Origin of the sequence: Streptomyces pratensis (genome assembly GCF_016804005.1) — a bacterium.
Taxonomy (GTDB): domain Bacteria; phylum Actinomycetota; class Actinomycetes; order Streptomycetales; family Streptomycetaceae; genus Streptomyces; species Streptomyces pratensis_A.
The window spans coordinates 6,632,890-6,655,723 of the sequence record NZ_CP051486.1; the positions used below are offsets into that span (position 1 = coordinate 6,632,890).

Consider the following 22,834-nt stretch of genomic DNA (forward strand, 5'->3'; position numbering starts at 1 on the left):
AGGTAGGCGAGTAGCCCCTTCGCCGGGTGCTCGATGATGTCCTCAGGCAGTTTCAATGGACGCTGAACCACTGCGGAAAGCCGAACGGCATTGCTCAGGGCCAGAGCGCCGCCGCCTAGTCGCTACGGGTCAGTTCGACGGTGTCAGGGATACCGAGATCGATCATGGTTTTGGTGCTGGTGACCACGCCTACCGCGTGGTGGCGGGCGTAGTCGGCGAGAGCGAGGGACAACTTTGGCTCCGAGGCCGTGTTTCGCACGGATGCTGTCAGGTAGCGCAGCAGCTCGGGAGTGAGCCGGGCGCGGCCCTGGAGCAGGCGAAGGCTCTCCGGTCCGTGCTCGTCAACCAGTTGTGCGGCGTGAGCGGGGTCAGGTTTTTCGACCAGCGCCGCCATGGTGCGATTCGGTCCTGTGCCGGCGCAGATGATCACCCCGTGGCTGCTGGCGCCTTGCAGGGTGAACGGTCCCGCGAGAACTGCCGGGGCGCCCCGGGGTGCGGTGGCCATGAGGTGGGAGAGGGCCGTGTGGCTGGGGTCGACGTTGTCAGCGAAGGCCAGACAGAGGTCCCCGGTGTTCAGATGTTCGGCACCGTTCAGCGCGGAGGTGATGTCGGCGTAGCGGCCGTGCTGTGCAATGAAGTCGACCTGCATGCCTTCGGTCAGCGGGTGCTGGCCGGCAGGCTGGTGCGCGAGCTGTCGGTATCGGGCCTGGGCCCCGGGGGCGAGGACCTGCCGGGTCCATTCGATGAGCGGGGCGTAGTACGGGTGGTGCACGACGACGGCGCGATCGGCCCCCAGCGTGGCGGCCTCCTCGAGCACGTGGAGTAGGCCGGGGCGCCCTTGGACCGGGCGGAGTTCCTTAGGCAGGAACGGGGACCAACCTGCTACGCGGGTGCCGAGTCCTCCGGCTGCGATGACAACCGCGGTGGGACGCTCATTCATCGGTGTTCCCCCTTGCCCGGGTGGGTGGGCGCTACGGTCTGGGGATGCATACACGTGTGACGGGCGTCGTCATCGAGGACGGCGCGATCCTGCTTCTTGACCAGGACACGGACAGCAAGCGGTCGTGGAGCCTGCCGGGAGGCAAGGTCGAGAACGGCGAGACTCTGGCCGAAGCCCTGGTTCGGGAGATGCGGGAGGAAACCGGCGTCGAGGTCGAGGTCGGGCGCTTGCTGTACCTGTGCGACAACGTCAAGGCTCATGTCGTTCACGTCACCTTCGAGGCCCGACGGATCGGCGGGCAGATCGGGGCCGTCACCGAGGGCGCGGATACACGCCCGATCCGGCAGGTCGCGTTCGTCAAGCTCGACGACCTGCCCGGCTTGGAATTCAGCGAGACGTTCGTAAAGCTCTGTCAGGAGGACTTTCCTGGGGCCGGCTCATACATGGGCCCCAAGTCCGCGATCGGCCTATGAGCTCGGCGCCGCCGCTGTCAGTGCAGTGACCATACGGCGGTCCAGTTCGCCCAGTGAGCGGGCTGGACCGGCGAGGTCATCAATCCAGCCGTTGAGGCGGTGTGCCAGCTCCCAGGCGCCGAGCCCGGTTGCCTGAGTGGTGTCGGGGTCGCGGACAAGGCGGACGCCGACGCCGCGCGAGGAGCCCAGCAGATACCGCGACCGCTTCGCCTGGATCGCCGCCCTGGTGCCCGGGGTGTTCCATGCCGCACCGAACAGGAAGCGCTGCTCGGGACGCTCCGCGCCCTGGGCGGGGCCGTCGCTGCACCAGACCTGGAGGTTCCCCACTAGGTGGTGGACCTGACCGGCACCGAGGCCTGGCTCGACGACACAGGACGCGTCCCCTATCGCGTAGGCGCTGTTGCGCGCCGGCGGCGCTCCGAGGCTGGCTTCCAGCGCTTCGGCGCGGGTGGGAAGACGTGCCCCCGCCCATGCGGCCATGACGGCTGCTCCCACCCACGTGACCCAGTACGCCGGGTGCGCCTCGAAGCCAGGACTCACCGCCCATCGCCGCCCCTTGGCATCGAAGTGCAACCGGCCGCCACGTTCGTGCGGCATCGGGCACAGCAGGAGATTCGTGCCGCACTGGGTGTTCGGCATTCCAGCTACGTGCAGCATGGTCAGGAGGTCGGCCATTTCAGCGTTGGTGACCAGCGTGTTCCGCCAGGACACACCAGCCATCGGGCAGTAGCCGGGAAGCGGTGCCTTCGGCCCGGCTGCAGCTGGCCGCTCGGCCCGGCGCGGGCGTGCGACCGGTTCGTGCAGCTCGTACAGGTCGTCTCCGGCCAGCCATTCGGCAGCAGTCGCGGTGACCTGCGGATCGAGCGTCTGCGCAGCGCGGCCAAGGGTGGCATTGACGTGTTCGCTCACCAGTTCCGCCGTACGACAGTCCAGGCCGGCGATGAGTTCGCTCTTGTGCCTGGTTGTGGCAAACGTGGAGTCAGCGGCGATGGGGTTGGTAGGCCGCGGCTGCACCTTGGCCGGCAGGTCGACGTTCAGCAGGGCGGCAATTCGGCCCAGAGCCCCCGTGGGGTCCGTGACGTGCCGCTCGTACGAAACGATGGCGTGGGCCCGTCCCTTGAGGGCGCGGGCCAGTAGCAGCGCGTTCACAGCCATCAGCCGCCCCAGCGCGACGGGTTCCTCGGGGTCGTCCTGCGGCAGCAGCAGTTCGAACTCGTCGCGCCACCGTGCAGAGCGGGCGGTCACTGCGACCTGGGCGTACCGCTCGCCGTAGCCCCAGCGCTTCCAGAGGCGTCCGCGGGCAAAACTGGAGGCCACCCCGACCGGAGCACGGGTGAGAACCAGAACGGGAGAGTAGGGCAAGAGCGTGAGCGTGGTGTCCGTGGAGAAGAAGAGGTTCGTCTCCTTGACCAGGTGCCGCGGATGCCCATAGAGATCGCTCAGTGCACAGGCCAGGTGGTGCTGCTCGAGCTCACCGAGCCAGGCGCCCCCGGTCAGTTCGAGCGGAATGCGGTTGTGCGGGGACGTCGGGTGCTTTCTGCTGAGCTGCTGACGAAACGGTTCGTTGTGCTGGGGCATTTCTGCGCGCAACGAGTCGGACAACCAGTTCGACCCGACGCGCTCGAAGGTACCCAGGGCCAGCACTGGCGCCGTCGTGTGCGCCAGGCTCTCAGCTTCGTACTGTCCGTGGAGCGCGGCCACCCGCATGGCAAGGGCCGTGAGATCAGCTGTAAGCATTCATTCTCCAGGTGACTCGAAAATGCCAAGAGCTACATGGGCTTGATGAAGGCTGCGGTGACGACGAGAACGATGGCGATTAGGAACACCGCCAGTTGGCACACACGTCGGCACATGGGCTACTCAGCCTGCGTCCGTGCTCGCGTCTGCGATTGCGATCCCTGCGGACGTCGTCTCGGCGGCGAGCTCGTGGAGGTCGACGGGGGTCACGCCTTCGAGCTGGACAAGCTCGCGGGCGGCGTTGATCCACGCGTATTCCTTGTGACCGAACGGCCGCTCGATCAGCCGATTGCCGGGGCCGAGCTTCGGTGCGAGCGTTGACGGGTCGTGCAGGACACCGGCTACACCCCACGGTCGCGCGTCCTTGACCAGCGCGGCGGTCCACCCCTGCCGGATGTGCGAGCACGCCTCGACGGACTCAAGTGCGCACGGGATACAGACGGGGGGTGAGTCTGTCGTTTCCCCGTCCGATATGACCTGCCCAGGGTCGAGAGCACGCATGAGGAACAAGTGCCGTTCGCCCCAGAACTTCCAGTGCTCGTCAAACGTGCTGTTGCCGCAGACCTGACACAGCAGGTGGGCCATGGCCTGGCGCTGGCGCATCGGGTGGAGACCGGCGAGCGCTGGAGTCCCCTTCCCGCGCGCGACTGCTCGACGTACCCACAGGGCGCCGTGCCGCCGGTCGGTGACTTCCGACTCGTCGGTGTAGCCGATACCCCACACCCCACGGTAGGAGGCGCGGATCACCTGGGGGTGGAAGACCGTTTCGAAGCTCCACGTGGCGATGAACGGGACGTGTAGGCCGCGCCAGTAGTGCTGAACCCGGTCCCGGGCCGGGAGCATGCTGTCAGCAGTTGCTGGCATGTTCACAGTTCCTTCCGGGTGTCAGCTGTCCGTAGGCGATAAAGGCGCGACGGTCGTGCAACCAGTGCAGGAAGTGCTCGTAGGCGTCGTCGGCGGGGGGCATGGCCTGCCGGCTGGTCGTAAGGATGCCGTCCACGAAGCCAGCTCCCGCGTGTCGGCAGGCCCGGTTGAATTCGGGCCGTAGGTCGGTCGGCGTCGGGCCGCCGGGTGGTTGGTCGGTGAAGCGTTCGCGGTGCACACGCCAGTTCCGGCCCCCGGCGAACTCATTGAGGAGAGCGTGCTCGGCTTCGACGTCGACGTCGGGCCCGGCCAGTACGTACGTGGAGACCCTGATGGGACGGTGCGGCGCGATCGTGGAGACGGCGCTCTCGAAGAAGCTGCGGCGCAGGGCTGCGAGTCTGCTGCCGGCACTCAACCGCCGCCGTGAAACCTCGCGGTCGTAGTACGGCCAGTCGTCGTCGATCTCGTCGGCGGGGACGATCTCCAGCACAGCATCCTCCGGTGCAGCTCTGCACAGGGCCGGCCCTGGTGCCGGAGCCGGTTCAGGGACCGGCACCAGGACGGGGGGATCCGTGCTCGCCAACGTCCAGGGGGACGGCGTCGGCGAGCACGGAGTTCAGGGGGTCAAACCGAGTTGCGCCGCGAGGGCGGCATGCGGTGTTGGCTCAGGGCGGCACACGTCAAGGGCGCTCCGGAGGGGCAGGAGAGGCACAAGGCGGTCGCTCGCGGACGGACGGAGCCAGTACGGGCCCGGAGGCGCGGCGCGGTTCAGGGAAGGCAGGGTGATCGTGTGAGGCGCACCGAGGCACACGGCGTACTCGTGGGGCTCCCAGCGGGCGGAGGAACCGGGCGGGACCAGCCAGTACAGCCACTCGGCCTCAGGATCCTCGATGACCGGCCCGCAGCCGTTCTGCTGCTCGTCCATGCGATTGACGACCTTGCGGGCCTGAGAGTCGAAACCGGTGATCACGACATCGAACAGGTTGCCGCCGAGACGCACCCGCGTATCGCGTCTGGCCTCGACCGCCAGAAGCGTCCGGATCACTTCAGCGAGGTCCGCCATATCGGCAGCCGGCTCGCGGGCCGGTCCACTGGACTCGACCAGCTGCTGCATCATCTCGACGGCGATCTGGGCCGGCGGCGCGGTCGAGGTAATCACGGCTGCACCAGGCCCGGGAGGAGGCGTGCACGGACAGCCTTGCCACCGTGCTCGCACAGGTGCCAGGAAAGAGCACCCCCAAGACGGCGCACCGTCCAGAGACCACAGCCGAGCTCGCCGGCCTGCGCCCGCTCAAAGTGACGGAACTCGGGGAGAGGGTCCTCGACATCGATCAGAAGAGCGTGATCCTCCGTGATGGCGAGCCTCAGCCTCAGGAGCCGGTCATCATGCTGCGCGCCCGGGTCGGCATGCTTGACGGCATTGCCGACGAGGATGCCGACGACCTGCGTAGCGGACTCGCGGTTCCCCGGCCATCGGAGCATCGTCAGCCGGGTCCGGGCGTGTAAGCGCGCCAGTTGTGCTGCACCGGGCTCAAGCTGGAACACCCTGCTCCACTCGCGATCGACTGGCGAGCTCGGCAAGGGATCCGACGAAGGCGTCGGCCGACTGCCGAGCGGTAAGCGAGGCTCCGCCGCACCGTCCGGGTGCACTGGCGGCCGTGCGGTCTCGATGGACACAGGGACTCCCTGATTACGCGAATGGTTCGTACCGGCACTGTCAGCAAGAGCAAGTACGAGCCTGACGACGCCCGCCTTCCAGACCTAGCCCCGTCTCTCCCTCGGAACGCACACGCAAGTTGACGCCGAACCTCGTACTTTCCTCGGACTCACCTCGGTGCCGCTAAGTACGTTGGTTCCAGGGCAACTTCCTGGGGGCGGGGCTCTACCGTCGACGCCAGTGACAAGCAGAACGTGCAGGAGATGAGGGAGACCATGCCAACGCTGCTCCGGTACCTGCTCGACCAACGTGAGCTCCGCGACCTCGCAGCGTTTCTGCCCTACTTCAAGAAGGCTGCACGCGAGCTGGCCGAGTTCGAAGGGAACCCGGCCATCGCGACTCTCGCCCCGGCAAAGGCGACCTTCGAGGGCTGGTACTACGGCACCCGCAGACCCCAGCGAGATGCCCGGAGGGTGCTGGTGCGGCTCCTGGGCTACAGCATCGACCAGCTGTGGACTGAAGTTGAGGCCGGCACGGTGCCGGAGCTCCCCTCACTGTTCGGCACGTCACGCGCAGAAGGTCCGGCCGAACCCGGCTTGGCCATGCACGAGATGAAAAGGACGGGCGTAATGGCAGCACGACGCGCAATGGATTTCGCCCTGGGTGCGGAACGCAACCAGGTCGGCGACGAAGCTCTCGGCTTCCTCCAGGACGAGGTCGCCCGGATCGTGGAGCTGTACCCCCGCACCCCCCTGTCGGAGATCTGGGAGGACCTGGCCAACGCACAGGAGGACACATTCCGGATCCTCGAAGGCGGACGAGCCCGCCCTTCCCAGCTCAGGCAACTGCACTTCATGGCTACAGTGCTCACCTTCCTGATGGCGAAGGGCTCCCACGACATGGGTGAGTCCAAGGTTGCTCTGCAGCAGACCCGCGTCGCCGCGTTCTGCGCGAAGGAGGCAGAGCACACGGGCCTGATGGCCGTCGTTGACGGGCTCAAGTCCCTCATCTCCTACTGGGCGGGCCGGCCCGACGACGCCCTGCACTACGCACGCCAGGGGGCGACCTACGCCCCCAACCAGAGGGGCACGGTCAGCGTCTGGCTCCCCGGACTCGAGGCCCGCGCCGCAGCGCTCCTCGGCGACGAAGGAGCCGTACGCGCAGCCAATCAGAGGGCAGAGTCGCTTCGCGAACTGGTGGTGCCCGATGACCTGGACGCGCTGGGAGGCCTGCTCACCTACCCGGAGCTGAAGCAGCTCTACTACGTAGTCGAGTCCGAGGTGCTCCTCGGCCACGGCGACACCCAACTCGCTGCGCGCGCGGAGGAGGCAGTCCGCGGCTTCAGCGATCAGGAGCAGTCGCACTGGGCCTTCGGCGATCTCGCCGGCTCGCAGTGCAACCTGGCTCTCGTCCGGCTGCACGCCGAGGACCTGGACGGTGCGGCAGCGGCAATCCGGCCTGTCCTCGACCTGGTCCCGGGCCTGAGGAACAACGGGATCGTCAGGTCAGCCGAGCGGGTGAGGGACGCGCTAGGCCGAAACTCGATGGGCGCCACAGCGCTGGCAGGCGACCTGCGCACCGAGATCGGCATGTTTGAGCCCTCTCGCCCCGCCCTGCCTCGGTAGGCCCGGGATACAGTCCCTGTATGTACCCGATCAGCCGTTCCAGCGAGCGCCTGGAACTTCGCGAACTCACCATCGATGACGTAGACGCGATTCTCGCGATCTACGGAGACCACGAGACGACGAAGCACATGTCGTTCGAGCCGCGGACACGAGCACAGGTAGGGCAGATCGTCGCTCGCTCCGTAGCCTCGGCCAGCGCATCGCCCCGCAGTGAGTACGCCCTCGCGATCGTCGAGAGCCACAGCGACGAACTGATCGGGTTCGGCCGCATAGCCGCCGATCCTCACCAGCCCCGCGGCGCCACCTTCGGCTTCGCGCTGAACGCCAAGGTGTGGGGACTCGGGTACGGCGTTGAGTCGGTGCGCCTCCTCCTCGGTCTCGGCTTCGAGGATCTGAAGCTCCATCGCATCTGGGGAGCACGATCGCCTCTGAACGAGGCGTCGGCGAGGACCATGGCGAAGGCGGGCATGGTAGAGGAGGGCATCATCCGGCAGCACATCGAGAGAGCCGGAAAGTGGCGCGACTCAGTGGTACACGCGATCGTCGAGGGCGACTGGCCCTCTGCGTAGCCACCCAAGGTGATTCGTCAGTGGCCGGCTCCGCCGTGTTGGACGCACGGCAATGGAGTGGCACTCGCGAAGTGGTTCGGGCGCCGAAACTCCTCGCCGCCAGGGTTGTGGGCCTACACCAGAACTGACCGCTCCTGGAACGGCTGAACGGCCAGCAGCCTGCGGGCTTCGGGCATACCTCCCCCGGCTCGGCAGACGAAGCGGCACACTGATCCGATGGCATACGACCTCTCGAAGGGTTCACCTGCACCCAAGCCCGAAGCGCAGGTCTTCAAGGGTTACGTCGCGACCGTGACGCTCCACCCGGATCGAGCCGAGATCAAGCGCAAGCTCATGGGGAAGGTGTCCGGCGCCAAGGACTCCGTGATTCCCCTCGGCGACGTCATCAAGGTCCAGTCCAAGGAGCCGACTCGTCTCGTGAACGGGTACATACAGCTCGCCACCGAGGAAGACCGGGGACAGCTCCGGATCGCAACCGCCGAGGCGCAGAAGGCTATCGCGAACAACTCGCGGACCATCCTCTTCACGTGGAACCAGCGGGAAACTTACGCCGCCTGCCTAGCAGCGGCTACCGCAGGAGTCCAAGCCCAAGGCGGCAACCCATTCGGGTGAGGGGCATGCGTCGGCCAACCGGTGAGCCGGCCCAGGATCACTTGACGGGATCAGCCCCACGCGGGCTGGTCCCGTCGGCATGATGCTCACCATGGACGGATCGGTGTGGGTGGGGCTCGCAGGCACCTTGGTGGGCACCACGATCGGTGGCGGACTGTCGATCTGGGCCTCGGTGGGAACCCAGAATCGTCAGATGAAGGCGGCGCGAGACCTCCGATTCGAGGAGAAATCCGAAGCCGCTGCGAACGACGCGATCACTCAGCTCTACGTGATCAGGCAGCGGGCACGTGACCTCCCGCAGGATCACGGAGGGTGGGACGCGTGGCAAAGGGAGCTGGGTCGGCTCGCGGCAGAAATGGAGCCCGCCGTTCTTCGCCTCCGCGATGACGAGCTGCGTGGGCGGATCGAAGAGGTGCTCGGCTACATGGACCTGATCTACGAGCTGACCGACTACCCGACGCATGGTGGATCACTGATGTTGCCGTCGGAGGTCTGCCGATCCGGGCTCGACTGCCTAGGGGCAGCGGTCCGCAACCGGCCACTGCCAGCAGCCTCCCCGGCCATCCTCAAAGCCCGAGAGATTGACGCGTTCGTAGTAGAACAAATGAGGATGTCACGGCAGGAGGGGGAACGGTGAGATGGGCTTTGGCGGACGCGGCGAATGTGCACGAACTAGCACAGCGCGACCAGACGGGAACGGTCATCCTGACCACCCTGCCTGCCCTCAGTCCGCTGATCGACCGCAACGACCTTCGGGGCGTAAGGCGACCAACTCCTCACGGGAGTGGCTCAACGGATGGCTCGTTCAGTCCATCGTGCGCCTGATGCACTTGCACATCGGCCGCCCCGGCGCCGGGGTAGGCAGAAACTCCATCCCGTCCACGTTGGCGATGGGGCTCGTCACTCGATGGCGATGCCTTCCCTTCGGCCCGCGCTGACAACTCAGCCCGTAGTCCGGTTACACGGTAGGTGGCGTCGTTAGACGTATTGCGCGCCTTGGCGGCTTCGGCCCGAAGCCGCTTTGCCGCCTGGTTGTCCTTGTTTTGGGCCCGCCGAAGGAGTGCAGCCCTGTCCTCCTGGCTCATGTCCGCTTCGGTGAGCACGGCTTTGTACTCACCGACCGACCCAGCCTGCCGGGTGACATCGTGGAAACGCGTACTCATCTGCTCCACTGCTCGCGCCTCCCTCTCGCGCGTACGGAGCAGTTCCTCACGGTCGGCCTCCATCGCAGCGCGGTTCTCTCCACGAAGGACCGGCCGCCCGAAGCGGCTGGTCTCAGCCAGCCGCTGTTCAAGTCCTTGGATACGAACTTGCGCGTGGTGGAGCCGGTCAGTGCACTCCGTGATTGTGCCGCCCAGTGCTCGAACTTCGCGGATCGCCACGGCCTGCTGGGCAACGTCCTGCTGTCGACGGCTGAGCGCGAGCGTGTTCGGGCCTGTCCCGGCAGCAGCCTGCTGTTCAGCGCGGGTAGCGGCGGCCTCAGCCTTCTCGGCCGCCGAGCTGGTGGCGCGCGCTGCCACGGTGGCCTTGCGCGTTGCGTCGCGCAGAGCCGAAGTAGTGAGGTGAGCGTACGGGCGGCCGGTCGTCGGCGCAGTTGTCGGAGACGCGGTCGAGACTTCGCTCCCCGCGGCAGGCGCCGGGGCGGTTCGGTTCTCGGTTTCCATGTCCTCGCCGGGAGGGGCCGCGTCGTGTGTCTGTCCGGTGCCGGGCGCGCGCGGGGTCGGCAGGTCAGCTACGGCCTGGCGGACGTGATTGGGGACCACGTTCATTGGGAGTTCGGTGAGGATCATGCGTTGCTCTGTGCCGTTCTCGATCTCGCGGATGAGCCCCGCGACGGCACGGTCAAGCTGTTCCCGCTCGGTGAGTGCGTCACCGTGGCGGGCGCGGTCGGCGTCGGTCTCGTAGACGGAGAGCGGCAGGAAGAGGTGAGACTCCTTCTTGTCCCGCGACATCATCGTGTAGAGGGCGTTCGCCTGGGCGCCGGGGCCGTAGACCAGGGCCTCTTGGACGCTGAGGCCCTGGGACTTGTGCCCGGTGATCGCGTATCCGAGGCTGAGTCCGCCGTGTGCGATGTAGTCGGTGTCGACCCATTCGGCGACGTCACGGTGGCCGTCATCAGTCTTCTCGCGCCACTCGACCAGCACCCGGCGTTCCTCGTCGACGGCGCGCACGATCCCGCGGTAGCCGTTCAAGACGTCTTCGTTCTCGCCTTGGCTCTTCTTGCCCCGGTAGTCGTTGACCCGAAGGAGGACCTGGTCACCGACGGACAGCGTCAGCTCGCCGCCGCCGGGCAGCGCGTAGGCGTGCTCGGGACCGGTGAGGTCGCCGTTCGCCTTTCGCAGTGCGCGGGCTCCCGTGTTCAGCTCTTCCACGATCTCGTTGGTGGCGGCGAGCATGAGGAGCTCCTGCACGGCGGTGTGGTCGTCGGTGTGCGCGGCGCGTTTGTCGGCCCAGATGGTGAGCATCGCGGCGAGGGTGGCGTCCTTGTCCGCGAGGGCGTGCACGCGGCCGGTTCCGGCGAAGGTGCGGAGGGCTTCTACGCGGTTGTCGTCGCGCCAGAGTTCCAGGACCCGGCGCTCGACCATGTCCTTCTGACGGAGGTTCTGGCTGAGGGCGAGGCCACCGACGAGGTGGTGCACGGCGGCGAAGCTGCCGCCGATGCCAGGCGAGTGGAGCTGCTTGGGGTCACCGATTCCGACGATCTTCGTGCCGGTTTCCGCGGCATGAGTGAGGAGTTCGGCGATGTCGCGGTCATCGCACATTGCGGCTTCGTCCAGGACCAACACGTCCACGCCGGTGAGGCCGGAGCCTCCGGAACGGATGCCGGTGAGCCAGGATGCGAGCGTGCGGGACTCGATGCCCGCCTCGGCCTTGAGGTTCGCGGCGGCGACGGCGGCCGTACTCGCGCCGGCGACGACGAGACCGTGGGACTCCCACGCCGCACGGGCGGTGTTCATAATCGTGGTCTTGCCCGATCCGGCGATGCCCACCACGGCGTCGATGCCGTGCCCGACCGTGAGCACCCGTTTGAGGACGGCGCGCTGTTCGTCGGAGAACGCGAAGGTGCCGCCGTGCTGGGCCTCGACGGTGGACAAGGTCATGTCGACCGTGTCGCGGCTGACGACGGCGGCCTGCTCGTTGAGACGGTTCGTCGTCTCGAAGACGATCAGGGTTTCCGCGGCCACGACGTCCGCCGTGGTGTAGCGGTCGGGGTGCGTGAAGTGCTGGGCGCCCTTCGGGTTCAGCTGGACCGCGTACCCGGCGTGCCGGAGGACTGAGTTGGTGAGCTGCTCGGCCTCGGCGGCGTCCGCGACGCCGTACGGGAGGGCGTCCAGCACGGCGGCGAGGGCGGCGGCGTGGGTGAACTCCTTGGAGTGGCTGGTCAGGCCGGTCTTGGGGTCGAAGACCTGGGCGCACAGTTCGTCCAGAGACGGGTTCTGGTGGGCTCGGGCCTGCTCCATCGCGCTGGCCGCGATGGCCTCGGGGTCGTCGCCGGCAGCGCGGCCTTCAGCCTGCCAGTAGGCGCGCAGTACGTCGTCCTCGACTCCGGCGGCTTCGCCGTTCTTCGCGGCCTTGGACGCGGTGGAGGCGGCGGTGCGCTCCCAGGTTGTCGCGCTGTCGTAGTCGATGCCGAGTTTCGTCAGCAGGTCCCGGACCTGGCTGTCCCGCTTGCTGAACAGCCGGATCGTGGCCTCGGGAATCGCTGCGATCTCCCACGCGCCGGTCCGCTTCTCACGGCGGAAGCTGATACCGAACGTGTCGGTCAGCTCGCGGCGGATGCGGGCGTTCATGAGGGACTGGGTCGCGCGGGTGTGCCGGTGGAGGTCGCGGCCCCCGCCGGCCATCGTGGACCACTTGCCGTCGGTGCCCTTGACCATGTTGGCCAGGGTGAAGTGCAGGTGGAAGTGGGGGTCGCCGTACGGGGCGCCGTCCACGGGGCGGGCGGCGCGGTGAACCATCATCCAGCCGGAGAACCCACTCGTCTTCATGGTCGCGGCTTCGTCGCCGTCGCCGTGGTGGCCGCGCATGGCGTACGCCGCCCACCGTTCCAGGGCACCGATGGATTCGCGGCCGGCGGCCATATAGATGCCCTCGACCTGGGCGGCGATCTCCTCAGGCGCGTACGCGAGGAACGCAGACTTCGACTTCGCCAGGTCCAAGGTGACGTCGGCACCGAAGTTGCCGACCTGCACGTGGCCTTCGAGGAGAGCGGCCTTGATCTCCTCGGCGTCCCACACGTCCTCGGGCGCGAGCCCTGCCGCCTTGGCCATCGCGACGGCTTCGCGCACATCCATCGGCAGATCGCGAAGACGACGTGCGCCTTCGCCCTCGGTCTGGAGATACCGGCGCTTCATGGAGGCGGCGTCGAACAGGTCGGCGGGCTGCTGTCCCGTCTCGGTGGCGCGCGTCTCGACCGCACGCAAGAGCGCGCGGGCGTCCAGACGGCCGCCTGCCTCGGCGGCGACCGCCTTCTCCACCAGGCTCTCGCCGTAGAGGTCGACGGCGTCGATGCCGACGGCGTCGGCGAGCTTCAGCACCGTCGAGACGGGAACACGGTGCGACTCCCCGAACCTCTTGACCTGGCTCTCCATCCGGCGAAAGGCGTCCTGCTTGCGCTTGGAGTCCAGCAGGGAGGCGGGATTCACACTGCGTTCGGCGGCGGCGCGGCGGATGGCGCGGGCCAGTGGGGCAGCGGGGAGCTTGGCGGCCGGCGCGATGGCCAGCTTGGGTTCCACGAGGGTCTGCCCGGTCCGCGGGTCTTCGCCGCGCATAAGGCGCCGGGCGGCCGGGAACTGCTCGGGGGCGAGGGTGCTGCCGGGCGTGATGTCGAACTCGGCGAGCCCAGCGCCGATCCAGACCAGGGGCCGTTCGCTGGCGTCCAGGTGGTAGTCCACCTGTCCGTCCGCGGGCCGAGCGGGGAGGGCCTGTTCCCCGTAGAGGTCGCGGGCGTCGAGCCCGGCTGCGGCGGCCACTTCAACGGCGTCGAACCCGGTGAACCGCGCAGCGCCCTTGCTGCGGAGGAGTCCGCGGGCGCGGAAGAAGGCGCGCTTGGCCTCGCGGTTCGCGAGCAGGGAGGCGACGGGGGCACCGGCGGCTTCGGCCTTCGCTTCGATGGCGGCAATGAGGGGCGCGGCGTCGACCGTTACAGACTTCCCGCATCCGTGGCCGCCGGTAAGGCGGTACTCAACCTGCTCGTCGGACGGGCCGATCATGGTTACCCATCCCATCGGCCCGCTCGCCCCTGCCCTTACCAGTCAGTTTCGGTCATCTTGGCTGATTGTATCGTCACGAAGTGACGATACCTTGGTCCTCTAAATTCAAGATCATGATCAACGGAGGGAACCTCGGGCACTCGGAGTGGCATGGTCACTCCCTGCGAATCAGGCTCCTGGAGCCTGATGTCCTGTTGGACTGTTACCTCTGGCAGGTGCGGGCGAGGGAAGAACATCAGCAGGTCCGACATTGTTCAGAAGCACGCTGGACTGGAAACGGCTTGACCTTCGAGCCGTCTGGAAGGTTTACCGTCCACGGTGTGAGCACGATGCGGATTTCCCAGCTCGCGGAGCGCTGCGGCGTCCCGGCCACCACCTTGCGCTTCTATGAGAGTGCCGGGCTGTTGCCCGCCGACCGCAACGCCTCCGGGTACCGCCTATACGGCGAGGAGGCGGTGGAACGCCTCGCGTTCATTGGAGCAGCCAAGCACCTCGGGCTCCCCCTGGAGGAGATCGGCGAACTCCTCGCCGTGTGGGAGGCTGGCGCCTGCGCGGACGTAAAGGCCGACCTGCGTCCCCGCATCTCCGCCCGCCTGGATGAAGCCGAGCAGCGCACTGCCGAACTGACGGCATTCGCTGCCTCCCTGCACACCGCGCTGGAACACCTGGACGCGCTGCCCGACCGCGCCACCCGCTGCGACCCGGAATGCGGCTTCCTCACCCCGCCCGCACCCATCGGCGCTTCCCGCGCGGTGAACATCGTGCTCTCGCCCAGTCGCCGGGCCGCTGAGGAGACCGAGTCCTGGCGGACAGCTCCGGTCGCCTGCTCTCTGACCGGCGATGGCCTCGGCGAGCGCACCGCCCAGTGGCACCGACTCCTCGACGGCGCGGTACGCCAGGAGATCCCCGATGGGCTCCGCCTCACCATGCCCGCCTCACGGGCCGGGGGCATCGCCGCGCTCGCCGCCGAGGAGCAGCAATGCTGCCCGTTCTTCGACTTCCGACTCCACCTCGACGGCCAGTACCTCCACGTCGAAGTCCGCACCGCGACCGCCGGGGCCGAACTACTCACGGACCTCTTCGGCCCGACGGCCTGACGTGCTCCATCACGTCGCCCTTCACCGCTCCACCCACAGAAAGACCCAGCCGCCGTGCTCATCGCCCGCTCCATCGCTCTGTTCGTCGTCGCAGCCCTCTTCGAGATCGGAGGGGCCTGGCTGGTCTGGCAAGGCGTGCGCGAGCACAAGGGCTGGATCTGGGTCGGCGCCGGCGTCATTGCGCTCGGCCTGTACGGGTTCGTCGCCACGCTCCAGTCCGACGGCAACTTCGGCCGCATCCTCGCCGCGTACGGCGGCGTCTTCGTCGCCGGATCGATCGCTTGGGGCATGGTCGCCGACGGCTACCGACCCGACCGGTACGACATCATCGGCGCCGTCATCTGCCTGATCGGGATGGGCGTCCTCATGTACGCACCCCGCAGTCACTAAGCGCCTGGTGACACGACGAAGGTCCCCGCTCCGGGTCGGAGTGGGGACCTTCCTCATGCTGGCCGTGTGGCTGGGCCAGCGGCTACGTGTTCAGGGGCCACTCGCCGAACGGCACCGGTGCCTGACCGTGGGCCTCGCGCACGGCTTCCTCCGTACCGCACGTGGTGCAGATGAAGACCTCGCGGTCGGTGGTCAGACGGGAACGTGCGGGCCGTTCACCGAGCGGGCCGCCGCAGCGCGGACAGCGGGTGTCGGGCACTGGTCACTCCTTGGGGTGCTCGCGAGCGGACTTGATGATGTTGTTCCAGGTCGGGCGGGAGTAGGTCTTCTCCGTCTGCTCCTGGAGCTGGGGGATCAGCTCAGCGTTCGTGGCCTGGGGGTTCGCCGCGATGGCCTGCCGGGCGAGGGTCAGCCGCTCGTCTCCTTGGTAGGGGTAGGCCAGTCCGCGGCGGCCGGTGGGCCGTCCGCCGGCGTGCCCGCGGCCCTTCCGGTCGGCGAGGTACTGCCACAGCCTCCAGCGCTTCCACTTCGGCCGCCGCCGGGTCGGAAGCTCGTCCCAGTCGTCCGGCTCGGGCCACCCCTCGGGCGGGTTCTTCACGTAGTGGGAGACGGTGGTGGAGTCGGCAAACCCGCAGACCTTCGCCGCTTCGGCGGGGCCGACCATCTCTTCGGGATCGCCGTCGAGCTTCGGCGGGTTGGTGGTGCTGGCGGCGGCGCGCTGCCGCTGAAGCTCGTGGTGCCACGTCGCCCATACGTCGCCGTCCCAGTGCATGACGCCGTCGATGGTGTCCGCGACGGGTGGGTGCCCGTTGTTCTCCCGATCGGTCCAGAGGTTCTGAAGCGTCGGCTCGCTGATGCCGTGGACCTTGCGCAGGTCCGCGCGTGAGTAGAGCGTGCGGCCGGTCTTGCGGGACACGGTCGCCTCCTGTTCTTGGTCGGGGTCGCGACCGCTCGGCGCGGTCACAGGATGTCGTCCGGGTCCGGGGCCGGCGCCCACGTACGGCTGCCCGCCGGTTCGAGCCGGGTGAGGGTGGCTACGTCGGCCAGGGGGACGGCGGCGGCCCAGTCGGCGCGGCCGGGGTGGTCGACGGGGAGGTTGAGCACGAGGTGCCGACCGGTCGGGGGCAAGTCCTCGACGATGACGAAGCTGTCGCCGGGATCGGCGCCGATGCTGTTACCCCTGGTGAGCTGGGCGATGTCGCCGGGCTGGGGACAGTCGGGGTGTCGGTCACATAGCATGGTGTGGTCTTTCTGGTGAGAGAGACACCGACGGCCAGCGCCTTGTTGCCCTTGTGCGCTGGCCGTCATCTGTTGTCTGGGGTGTGCGGCGCCCCGTGGGACGCGCGGCCGGTCGGAGGTTGCCCGCTCCGCTGACGGCGGAGTAATTAAACCACCTTCGGGTTGAGCGGGGCGGGGCTCTGATCCGGAGAGGGCGGTCATCAGAAGAGGGCCCCCTGATCTGTGGGGCGTCGGCCCCGGTCGTTGGATGGCCGGGTTACGTGGAGTTCGTAGCGGGGGCGCCCCGCGTGCGGCGGAGCGTGAGCTTCGCGGCGGTAGCGGCGCCAGGCCACGACGGGGGCGCCCTGGTCAACCCAGCCCGCCGGGTACCGGGCGATGAGCTGAGCCCAGCGGCTCCGATTCCGCGGGACGGCCCACCAGTCCTCGACCGTGGTGATCGGTGGCAGCGTCCGCCAGCCGGGGAAACAATGGTCGTGCGCGTCCTCCACCGCCTCGTTGTCACCGTTCCCGAACCCGTCGCCGGAGTGCACGGGACCTTCCCACTCGCACGCGAGACACCCGCCGCGGAACTCCTGCTCGTCCCCCCGGCGGCCGGTCGGCCGGCTGCGGGAGAGCAGGGTCGGCGCGTGGTGTGAGGGCGGATCCAGCTCGTGGCCGAGGTCGCAATACGCGCCGCCGGGGTGTCCGGGCTGGATGTGCCACGCCTGCCCGGCGCTCGGAGGTGAGTGGCGCGTCCGCGCGTTGCGCACTCGCAAGTAGTACGTCTGCCGTGCCCGTGCTCCAGTCGGCACGGAGACGGTAGCGGTCATGGCTTCCTGCTTCCGGCGGCGAGGACTTCGCGGAGCGGGTCCGCGAGCACGGCCTGTTCGGCGGGGGCATCGAGGAACCGCGGCCCGTACGCGCGGCGCACCGCGCGGCGGGCGTCCTGGTGGCGGTCGAGCTCCGGGTAGTACGGCGACCGGTCGAGCACGTCATAACCGTGCTGGGTGAGCACGTCCGCGATGAGCGACCGGACCTGTACGGGGTCGAGGGCGGAGATGTCGGATTCCCCCGGGGCCGCGAGGAGTACGCGGATCAGCTCGGTCGCGCTGAGCCGGGGGTGGAGGGGCACGCTGAGCCGGTGGATGCCGTCCCGGCTGGGGGTGGCGGCTCCTCGGCGGCTCGGCGTTCTGGTGGTGCTGCGGTCTTCTGTCGTCTCGTCCATCGTGTGGGCCTTCGATGACTCGGGATGCTGGGGGCGGCGGGGTCAGAACAGGGCATGTTCAGCGCGGGGCGGCGGCGGTGCCGAACGCGTGGGCAGCGTCGGCGGCGGTACGGCCGGGCTCGGCGCTCCACCGGTCGATGGCCTCGCGGCGCAGGGCCTTGGCGGCGGCGGGGTCGTCGGCGCCGACGGGGTGACCGGTGAGGGTTTCCGCGAGGATGGAGAACGCCTGGTCACGGGCACGGTCGATGCGGTCCCAGTCGTACGTCCGGCCGGCGGCTCCCCGCCCGTGGCCGGCAGCGACTTGGAGGGCGCCACGCGACCAGCACGGCAACGTGGCCGTACGGCCGGAACCGTCAAACAAGCGCGGGCTCTGGTGGAGCCCGACGTGGTCGATGTGGCGGGCGGCCCATTCCAGGATCGCGGCCGGAGTGTCGGCGATGATGATGCTTTCGGGGGTGTGGTGGGTCGGCACGGTGCTGTCCTTCGGGAGAGCGGGGGCGGCGGCACGCTGCCGCCGCCCCTCGGTCGGGCTGCTAGTGGTAGGCGGGGATCAAGCGGCGGACCTTGTCTTCTCCGATGCACCCGCCCTTGTGACGGCGCGCGCTCGGCGGCTCTCCGTTGCGTCCGCGCAGGTGTGACCAGAACTTCAGGCCTTCCCACGGGCACAATTCACAGCTGAGGAACCAGTGGTTATCGCTGCCGGGAAACCCGGTGAGGACTGCCCGCCAGTGGTGGGCCCGGAGTCCCGCGAACGCGATCTGGGCACCCTCGATGTTGCGATCGTTGACCGGCATCCGCGGGTGGAGGAGAGGCACTGGCCCGCACAAGGGCGGGGGAGCCTCGGCAAGCACCTGGTCCAGGGGGACGGCACCGATCCGACCGGCGGTGTACTCCTCCGCGAGATGGGCGGCGGCCATATCGGTGCCAGGGGTCCCCTTGGGCGGACGGCGGAGATTGCGTTCGCCCTCGGTGGTGAGGACGAGCCAATCCCGGTGCCACCTGAAGGCGCGGCCGATGACCTGGTCTTCGCCAACGATCACGGGGTATCGGCACTGGATGTCGGGGGTGCCGACGCGGTACTTCGGGAGGGTGGTGCCCTCGGTTGCGGGGGCGATGAGCTTGCCCGCTTCGGTGTCGGGGGCGGTGATCGTCGCGGGTCGTTCGAGGAGTTGCGTAGTCATGGTGGTGCCCTGTTCTGGTGAGAGAGGGGTCCGCCCCGGTGCGCTCGGCCGCCGGGGCGGGCGGGGGCGTGGCTACGCGGCCTCGGCGGGGGCCTGCGTGGCGGCGGTCCATTCACGGCGCGGGGTGACGCCCAGGTCCGTAAGGACCGGGTCCAAACTCCCGTTGTCCGGCGTCCATTCCCAGTCGGCACCTTCGGCGCCGGGCCGGTTGGTCCAGGTGAGCATGTAGGAGCGGCCGGAGGTCCGGGGGTCGCCGCACACCGCCTTTGCCTCGCGGCGGGGCAGGGCCCACAAGGCGCGCTTGCGGGAGCGGCGGGAGTTCTTCGAGGTGATGATCACCAGTGCCATTTCCTCCTGCCCGTTTGCCGTTTCGGCGGGGGCTGTCGCCGGGGTCGGCCTCCCTTCAGGGGCGTGTTGACCGAGAGCCCAGCGGTGCGCTTTCGCATGCCAGGGACTGGGGTGACTGGTCGGGCACGTCTCAGCCGCCGGTACCGGCTCCTTGACCGGCAGGGCCTGTTGGGCCTGCTCCTGGTGCTCGGCGGCCTCGGCCCGAGGCGGCTGCTGCATCTCGTCGGCGCTCTTGCGCCCGGACACGTCGTCGTAGGGAACGGTCCAGGTCCAGCCGTCGTGACGGTTGTCCGCCGCGCGAACGACGCGCTGACCGACGCCGTTGTGAATGTGCGGGATCGTCACCGACTTCGGGTTGACCCGCAGGATCTCGTACCAGGTGCCTCGGTAGAGAACGAAGTCCCCGCGCGTGAAGTCGGCTTTCGACCAGACCTTGAAGCCCTCGGCTTCGGCGTCCTTGATGACCTTCTCCCAGTGGGCGATCTCCTCCGTCAGCTCCTGGTGCTCGGTCTCCAGCTCGGGGTCTGCCGGACTCCGGGAAAACCCCTTGGCGGACTCGCCGCGCTGCCACTTCTCGACCGCGCGGAGGTCGGCCCGCAGCTTGTCGAGACGGCGGAGCGTGCGGCCGGGGTCCGTCTTGAACCGCTCGTAGTTCGCGGCGGCCTGTGCCCGGCCGGTCCAGTGGGCGGCGCGGTCGCTCTCGCCGATGCTCTTGCGCATCGCGTTGTCCATCCGCGCGTGAGCACGGCGGGCGCGGCGCTCGGAGTGGTGTCCGGTCAGGATGGGCTGACCGAAGGCGAACCGCTCGGATATCTCGTGGCTCGACTTCCATGCGGCCTCGGCGTTCTGGGCTGCGCTGGCGGCGTATCCGCTGAACCTCTCCGCCCGGCCTTCGGCCTTCTCTTCCCGATCCTTCTCGGCATCGGAAAACGAGCGGCGGTCGGCGTTGTCGATGGTCAACGTGACCTCGAAGCCCGCGTTTCGGAGTCGCTGCGCGAGGAGTTCGAGCGAGGGGGTGTAAGTAGTGTGGTCACGGCTGTGCGGGAGGTACCAGCAGTCAAGGTTCCTGCTCCAGCGGAAGGGCTGGCGCTGGGTCCGGCCGTACTCGCGAAGGCGCAGGATCTCGGCCGATCTGTCGCCACGGCTCGTGCCCTCGATCAGGGTTCCTTCTCGGCGGGTGTGGGTGATCTCGATAGTCACTGAACTGGCTTTTCCTGGTGAGAGTTTGGTCCGTCCGCAGGGCGAACCGTGCGTTGGCAGCGGCGCTGCACCACCGGCGCGGGCCGTGAGGGACGATCGGCTCGCGGGTCGTCGCGCCTGCGCGACGACAGGGGCTGTCGCGCCCCCGCGGGGCGCGTCCGCTGCGGTCCGGTGCCCGTCGTCGGTCGGCGGAGCCGCCTGCGGCGGAGTCGGCCGGCGGCGGAGTCGGCCGGCGGCGGTGAACGCACCGGACCTGTCCTGCCGCCCCGAAGGGGTGTCCGCTTGGGTGCTGGGGGCTGCCGGTCCGGAGGTGTTGCCCTCCCCCGGACCGGCGGGGCCTTGGTCAGCTGCGGTGGAACGTGTGCCGGGCGGCCGGGTCGGCTTCGGCCAGTCCGGTCCGCTCGCGCCATGCCTGGCGGACGGCGGCGCGGAGCGCGTTCCCGTCGTCGTAGGCGAACCGTCCTCGGCGCAGGCTGCGGACGATGTCGCGGAAGGTGTCCTGGTGCATCGTGGTCAGCGTGTCGTCCAACGGGGTCAGCTCGTGCGGGAACATCGCCTGGACGCTGTCGCCCGGCTGCGGGGCACCGAGGGTGAAGAACCAGACCACGGACATGGTGGCCTTGTCCGCGAACTCCGGCCCGCCGAACGGGCCGACGACGACGGCGGGGCGGGTGTCGAGCTGGTGGCCACGGAACCAAGGACCGCCGATCACGAGCGTCGCGGTGGGGAAGTCCTGGACGGTGGGCTTCTTGTCGGTGGTGAGCATGTCGTGTCCTGTCTGGTGAGAGATTCCGCCGGGGCCGGTCAGCCCCGGCGGCGGTGTCGGTCGGGGGGTTGCCCTCCCCCTTCCACACCATTAATTAAACCATGTTCTTGGGTCTGGGTCAACCAGCCACGGCAAGTTCGCGGCGGCGCTCGGCGGCCGTGGTGACGGCGCGGGCAATGGCACGGCCGGTCTCGATGGCCCGTACGGCGGACTCGTGAACCGGGGGCTTCCTGTCCTGGGTGACGATGCCCGCGAGCGGCGGCATGACGGCGGGGCCCGGATTGATTCCGAGGATGAGCGCGGCCACGTGCGCGGCTGAGGCGACCTCGGCGGCGTGCTGGCCGGGAAGGGGAGCGTCCACCTCGGTAATACGTCGCCACGCGTGGCCGTACAGCAGGATGCGAACGGCGTTGTCGGGGGCGTCCTGGGTGAAGTCGAACCCTCCGGCCTGCTCGGGGTCCTCGTGGTACTGGTCGCGGTACTGGTTCACCAGGACATCGCGGACGACCTCGGCGGCGAGCGGGGCGGCGGAGGGCGGCTCGTAGGCGTCGCCGTCGGTCTGACTGATGTCGAAAACCGGCCCGGCCTTGAACCCGGACACCTTTCGCGTCTCACCCTCGGCGGCCTCGCTGGCGGCCTCTCGCTGCCCGCCGTCGGCGGCTGCGGCCGTGACCTCTTGCCCCTCCTCGGACCGCCGCTTGATCGGCGTCCAGATGCGGAGGGAAGTGGACCCCTTAGCCGGGAAGCGCCCGACCTTTCGCCAGTCTCCGGAGCTGAGTACATGGGTGGCGTTCGGGCACTGGGCGGCGATGGCCATGCAGTTGGCAGGGCTGCGGTCGTCGCGGTCCGTGTGGGTCAGGTTCGCAGCCGTGCGCATGACGGCGGCCCAGAACTCTTCGCTGGCGACCATCGCGCCGTACGCGCGATCCATGACGACTTCGAGTTCACCGCGCATCTTGGCGGAGTAGGCCCGGCGCTCTTCGTCGGTCATCTTTGGCTTACGGGGCATGTCGCGGTCCTCCTGGTGAGAGAGGTTGTCGGTGGCCGGTCGGCCTGCCGTGTGCCGGTCGGGGGTTGCCCTCCCCTTCCGACATCACTAATTAAACCACGTTATAGAGGTAGGATCAACCCGGATACATGCCCTGAACTGGCCTTTTCTTGCACCCCGTGACCCGCACCCGCCCAGCCGGGCCCGGCCACAACGGGCCTGGGCGGGGTTCCCTCCTCGGTCGGACAGCTCCGCCGTACCAGGGTTCCGGGCGCGGTGTCCTGGCTCGCGTAGCGACCGCGCAGCGGCTCGGCCTGGACGCCGCGTCCGGGTTCCTGGTACGCCCCTTGGGGTGTCCGGCCGAGGAGGGAACCACGCCTTCACCCGCACCACAACGCTCCCGCACCCGACCAACCAGCCCCCACCCCCTTCGAGGAGGACCCGCCGGAGGCAGCCTTTCACCCCCGCCGGCACCCAACCAACCCGTCGCAGGCGTTCTGGATTCGGGGTAACCCGGGGGGTGAATCGGTCGTGGTCCCGGTGCAGGCATTCGGCCCACTTCTCGACCTCGACGGCTTCCTTGTGGGCCGCGGGGTCTCCTGCCGGGGCGGCCTGACATTGGATGGCGCACGCAGTCTCGGGCATGGGGTGTTCCTCGGGGTCTCGGCGGTGCAGTCGGCGGCGGACGGTGCCTATGTCGGGGAGGTGCCGCCCGTGACGGACAGTGCCGT

Annotated in this window: 24 protein-coding genes; 8 read left to right on the forward strand and 16 right to left on the reverse strand. The window is 68.7% G+C overall.

Annotated elements, in window-relative coordinates; translation table 11 throughout:
- Positions 1-115 precede the first annotated feature (115 nt).
- A complete protein-coding gene (locus HED23_RS27700; protein WP_203186092.1) occupies positions 116-940 on the reverse strand; it encodes a sugar phosphate nucleotidyltransferase in 825 nt (274 codons plus the stop codon).
- A gap of 56 nt (positions 941-996) precedes the next feature.
- Here HED23_RS27700 and HED23_RS27705 point away from each other — a divergent pair, with 56 nt between their 5' ends.
- Positions 997-1,413 carry an NUDIX domain-containing protein gene (locus HED23_RS27705; RefSeq protein WP_203186093.1) on the forward strand — a complete coding sequence of 139 codons (417 nt, stop codon included), beginning with the start codon at positions 997-999 and terminating at the stop codon, positions 1,411-1,413.
- On the opposite strand, the gene HED23_RS27710 is transcribed toward HED23_RS27705, so the two are convergent.
- From HED23_RS27710 to HED23_RS27725, 4 genes are all read right to left on the reverse strand, one after another.
- Positions 1,408-3,150, reverse strand: coding sequence for a hypothetical protein (locus HED23_RS27710; RefSeq protein WP_203186094.1), 1,743 nt, complete (start codon positions 3,148-3,150; stop codon positions 1,408-1,410). The genes HED23_RS27705 and HED23_RS27710 overlap by 6 nt on opposite strands.
- A gap of 123 nt (positions 3,151-3,273) precedes the next feature.
- Positions 3,274-4,014, reverse strand: a complete 741-nt coding sequence (locus HED23_RS27715) for a hypothetical protein (RefSeq protein WP_203186095.1) — start codon at positions 4,012-4,014, stop codon at positions 3,274-3,276.
- On the reverse strand, positions 3,998-4,504 hold the full coding sequence (locus tag HED23_RS27720) for a hypothetical protein (RefSeq protein WP_203186096.1): 507 nt from the start codon (positions 4,502-4,504) through the stop codon (positions 3,998-4,000). The genes HED23_RS27715 and HED23_RS27720 overlap by 17 nt, the downstream gene beginning before the upstream one ends.
- A 126-nt stretch (positions 4,505-4,630) precedes the next feature.
- Entirely contained in the window at positions 4,631-5,173 is a 543-nt protein-coding gene (locus HED23_RS27725) for a hypothetical protein (RefSeq protein ID WP_238442134.1), read from the reverse strand.
- 47 nt (positions 5,174-5,220) lie between these two features.
- Here HED23_RS27725 and HED23_RS27730 point away from each other — a divergent pair, with 47 nt between their 5' ends.
- The 5 genes from HED23_RS27730 to HED23_RS27750 all read left to right on the forward strand — a co-directional run bounded on the left by HED23_RS27730 (position 5,221) and on the right by HED23_RS27750 (position 9,114).
- Positions 5,221-5,520: a hypothetical protein gene (locus tag HED23_RS27730; RefSeq protein ID WP_203186097.1), complete on the forward strand. Its 300-nt coding sequence runs from the start codon at positions 5,221-5,223 to the stop codon at positions 5,518-5,520.
- Positions 5,521-5,946: 426 nt separating this feature from the next.
- Positions 5,947-7,296, forward strand: coding sequence for a hypothetical protein (locus HED23_RS27735; RefSeq protein WP_238442135.1), 1,350 nt, complete (start codon positions 5,947-5,949; stop codon positions 7,294-7,296).
- A gap of 20 nt (positions 7,297-7,316) precedes the next feature.
- On the forward strand, positions 7,317-7,865 hold the full coding sequence (locus tag HED23_RS27740) for a GNAT family N-acetyltransferase (protein ID WP_203186098.1): 549 nt from the start codon (positions 7,317-7,319) through the stop codon (positions 7,863-7,865).
- 216 nt (positions 7,866-8,081) lie between these two features.
- Complete coding sequence (locus HED23_RS27745; protein ID WP_203186099.1) at positions 8,082-8,477, forward strand: hypothetical protein; 396 nt, start codon at positions 8,082-8,084, stop codon at positions 8,475-8,477.
- 79 nt (positions 8,478-8,556) lie between these two features.
- Positions 8,557-9,114, forward strand: coding sequence for a hypothetical protein (locus HED23_RS27750; protein WP_203186100.1), 558 nt, complete (start codon positions 8,557-8,559; stop codon positions 9,112-9,114).
- Positions 9,115-9,253: 139 nt separating this feature from the next.
- Here HED23_RS27750 and mobF read toward each other — a convergent pair whose 3' ends face one another.
- Positions 9,254-13,705 (reverse strand): MobF family relaxase, encoded by a 4,452-nt coding sequence (gene mobF, locus HED23_RS27755; protein WP_203186101.1) that lies wholly within the window; start codon positions 13,703-13,705, stop codon positions 9,254-9,256.
- Positions 13,706-14,010: 305 nt separating this feature from the next.
- On the opposite strand from mobF, the gene HED23_RS27760 reads away from it, so the two are divergent.
- Both HED23_RS27760 and HED23_RS27765 read left to right on the forward strand, forming a co-directional pair.
- The gene (locus HED23_RS27760; RefSeq protein WP_238442136.1) at positions 14,011-14,787 is read left to right on the forward strand and encodes a MerR family transcriptional regulator; all 777 of its coding nucleotides are present in this window, start codon (positions 14,011-14,013) and stop codon (positions 14,785-14,787) included.
- A 54-nt stretch (positions 14,788-14,841) separates the two neighbouring features.
- The gene (locus HED23_RS27765) at positions 14,842-15,177 is read left to right on the forward strand and encodes a YnfA family protein (RefSeq protein ID WP_203186102.1); all 336 of its coding nucleotides are present in this window, start codon (positions 14,842-14,844) and stop codon (positions 15,175-15,177) included.
- 82 nt (positions 15,178-15,259) lie between these two features.
- On the opposite strand, the gene HED23_RS27770 is transcribed toward HED23_RS27765, so the two are convergent.
- From HED23_RS27770 to HED23_RS27815, 10 genes are all read right to left on the reverse strand, one after another.
- A complete protein-coding gene (locus HED23_RS27770; RefSeq protein ID WP_181011495.1) occupies positions 15,260-15,436 on the reverse strand; it encodes a hypothetical protein in 177 nt (58 codons plus the stop codon).
- Between the two features lie 3 nt (positions 15,437-15,439).
- Positions 15,440-16,093, reverse strand: a complete 654-nt coding sequence (locus tag HED23_RS27775) for a hypothetical protein (RefSeq protein WP_238442137.1) — start codon at positions 16,091-16,093, stop codon at positions 15,440-15,442.
- Between the two features lie 44 nt (positions 16,094-16,137).
- Positions 16,138-16,416, reverse strand: coding sequence for a DUF6211 family protein (locus HED23_RS27780; RefSeq protein ID WP_203186104.1), 279 nt, complete (start codon positions 16,414-16,416; stop codon positions 16,138-16,140).
- 200 nt (positions 16,417-16,616) lie between these two features.
- Complete coding sequence (locus HED23_RS27785; protein WP_203186105.1) at positions 16,617-17,225, reverse strand: DUF6349 family protein; 609 nt, start codon at positions 17,223-17,225, stop codon at positions 16,617-16,619.
- The gene (locus HED23_RS27790; RefSeq protein WP_203186106.1) at positions 17,222-17,620 is read right to left on the reverse strand and encodes a DUF6181 family protein; all 399 of its coding nucleotides are present in this window, start codon (positions 17,618-17,620) and stop codon (positions 17,222-17,224) included. Before HED23_RS27790 ends, HED23_RS27785 begins: the two co-directional genes overlap by 4 nt.
- A 58-nt stretch (positions 17,621-17,678) precedes the next feature.
- On the reverse strand, positions 17,679-18,092 hold the full coding sequence (locus tag HED23_RS27795) for a DUF6197 family protein (RefSeq protein ID WP_238442138.1): 414 nt from the start codon (positions 18,090-18,092) through the stop codon (positions 17,679-17,681).
- Positions 18,093-18,153: 61 nt separating this feature from the next.
- Complete coding sequence (locus HED23_RS27800; RefSeq protein ID WP_203186107.1) at positions 18,154-18,801, reverse strand: hypothetical protein; 648 nt, start codon at positions 18,799-18,801, stop codon at positions 18,154-18,156.
- A 72-nt stretch (positions 18,802-18,873) separates the two neighbouring features.
- Positions 18,874-20,349, reverse strand: coding sequence for a DUF3560 domain-containing protein (locus tag HED23_RS27805; RefSeq protein ID WP_203186108.1), 1,476 nt, complete (start codon positions 20,347-20,349; stop codon positions 18,874-18,876).
- Between the two features lie 343 nt (positions 20,350-20,692).
- Complete coding sequence (locus HED23_RS27810) at positions 20,693-21,115, reverse strand: DUF6409 family protein (RefSeq protein ID WP_203186109.1); 423 nt, start codon at positions 21,113-21,115, stop codon at positions 20,693-20,695.
- Positions 21,116-21,233: 118 nt separating this feature from the next.
- Positions 21,234-22,124: a hypothetical protein gene (locus tag HED23_RS27815; RefSeq protein ID WP_203186110.1), complete on the reverse strand. Its 891-nt coding sequence runs from the start codon at positions 22,122-22,124 to the stop codon at positions 21,234-21,236.
- Positions 22,125-22,834: the final 710 nt, after the last annotated feature.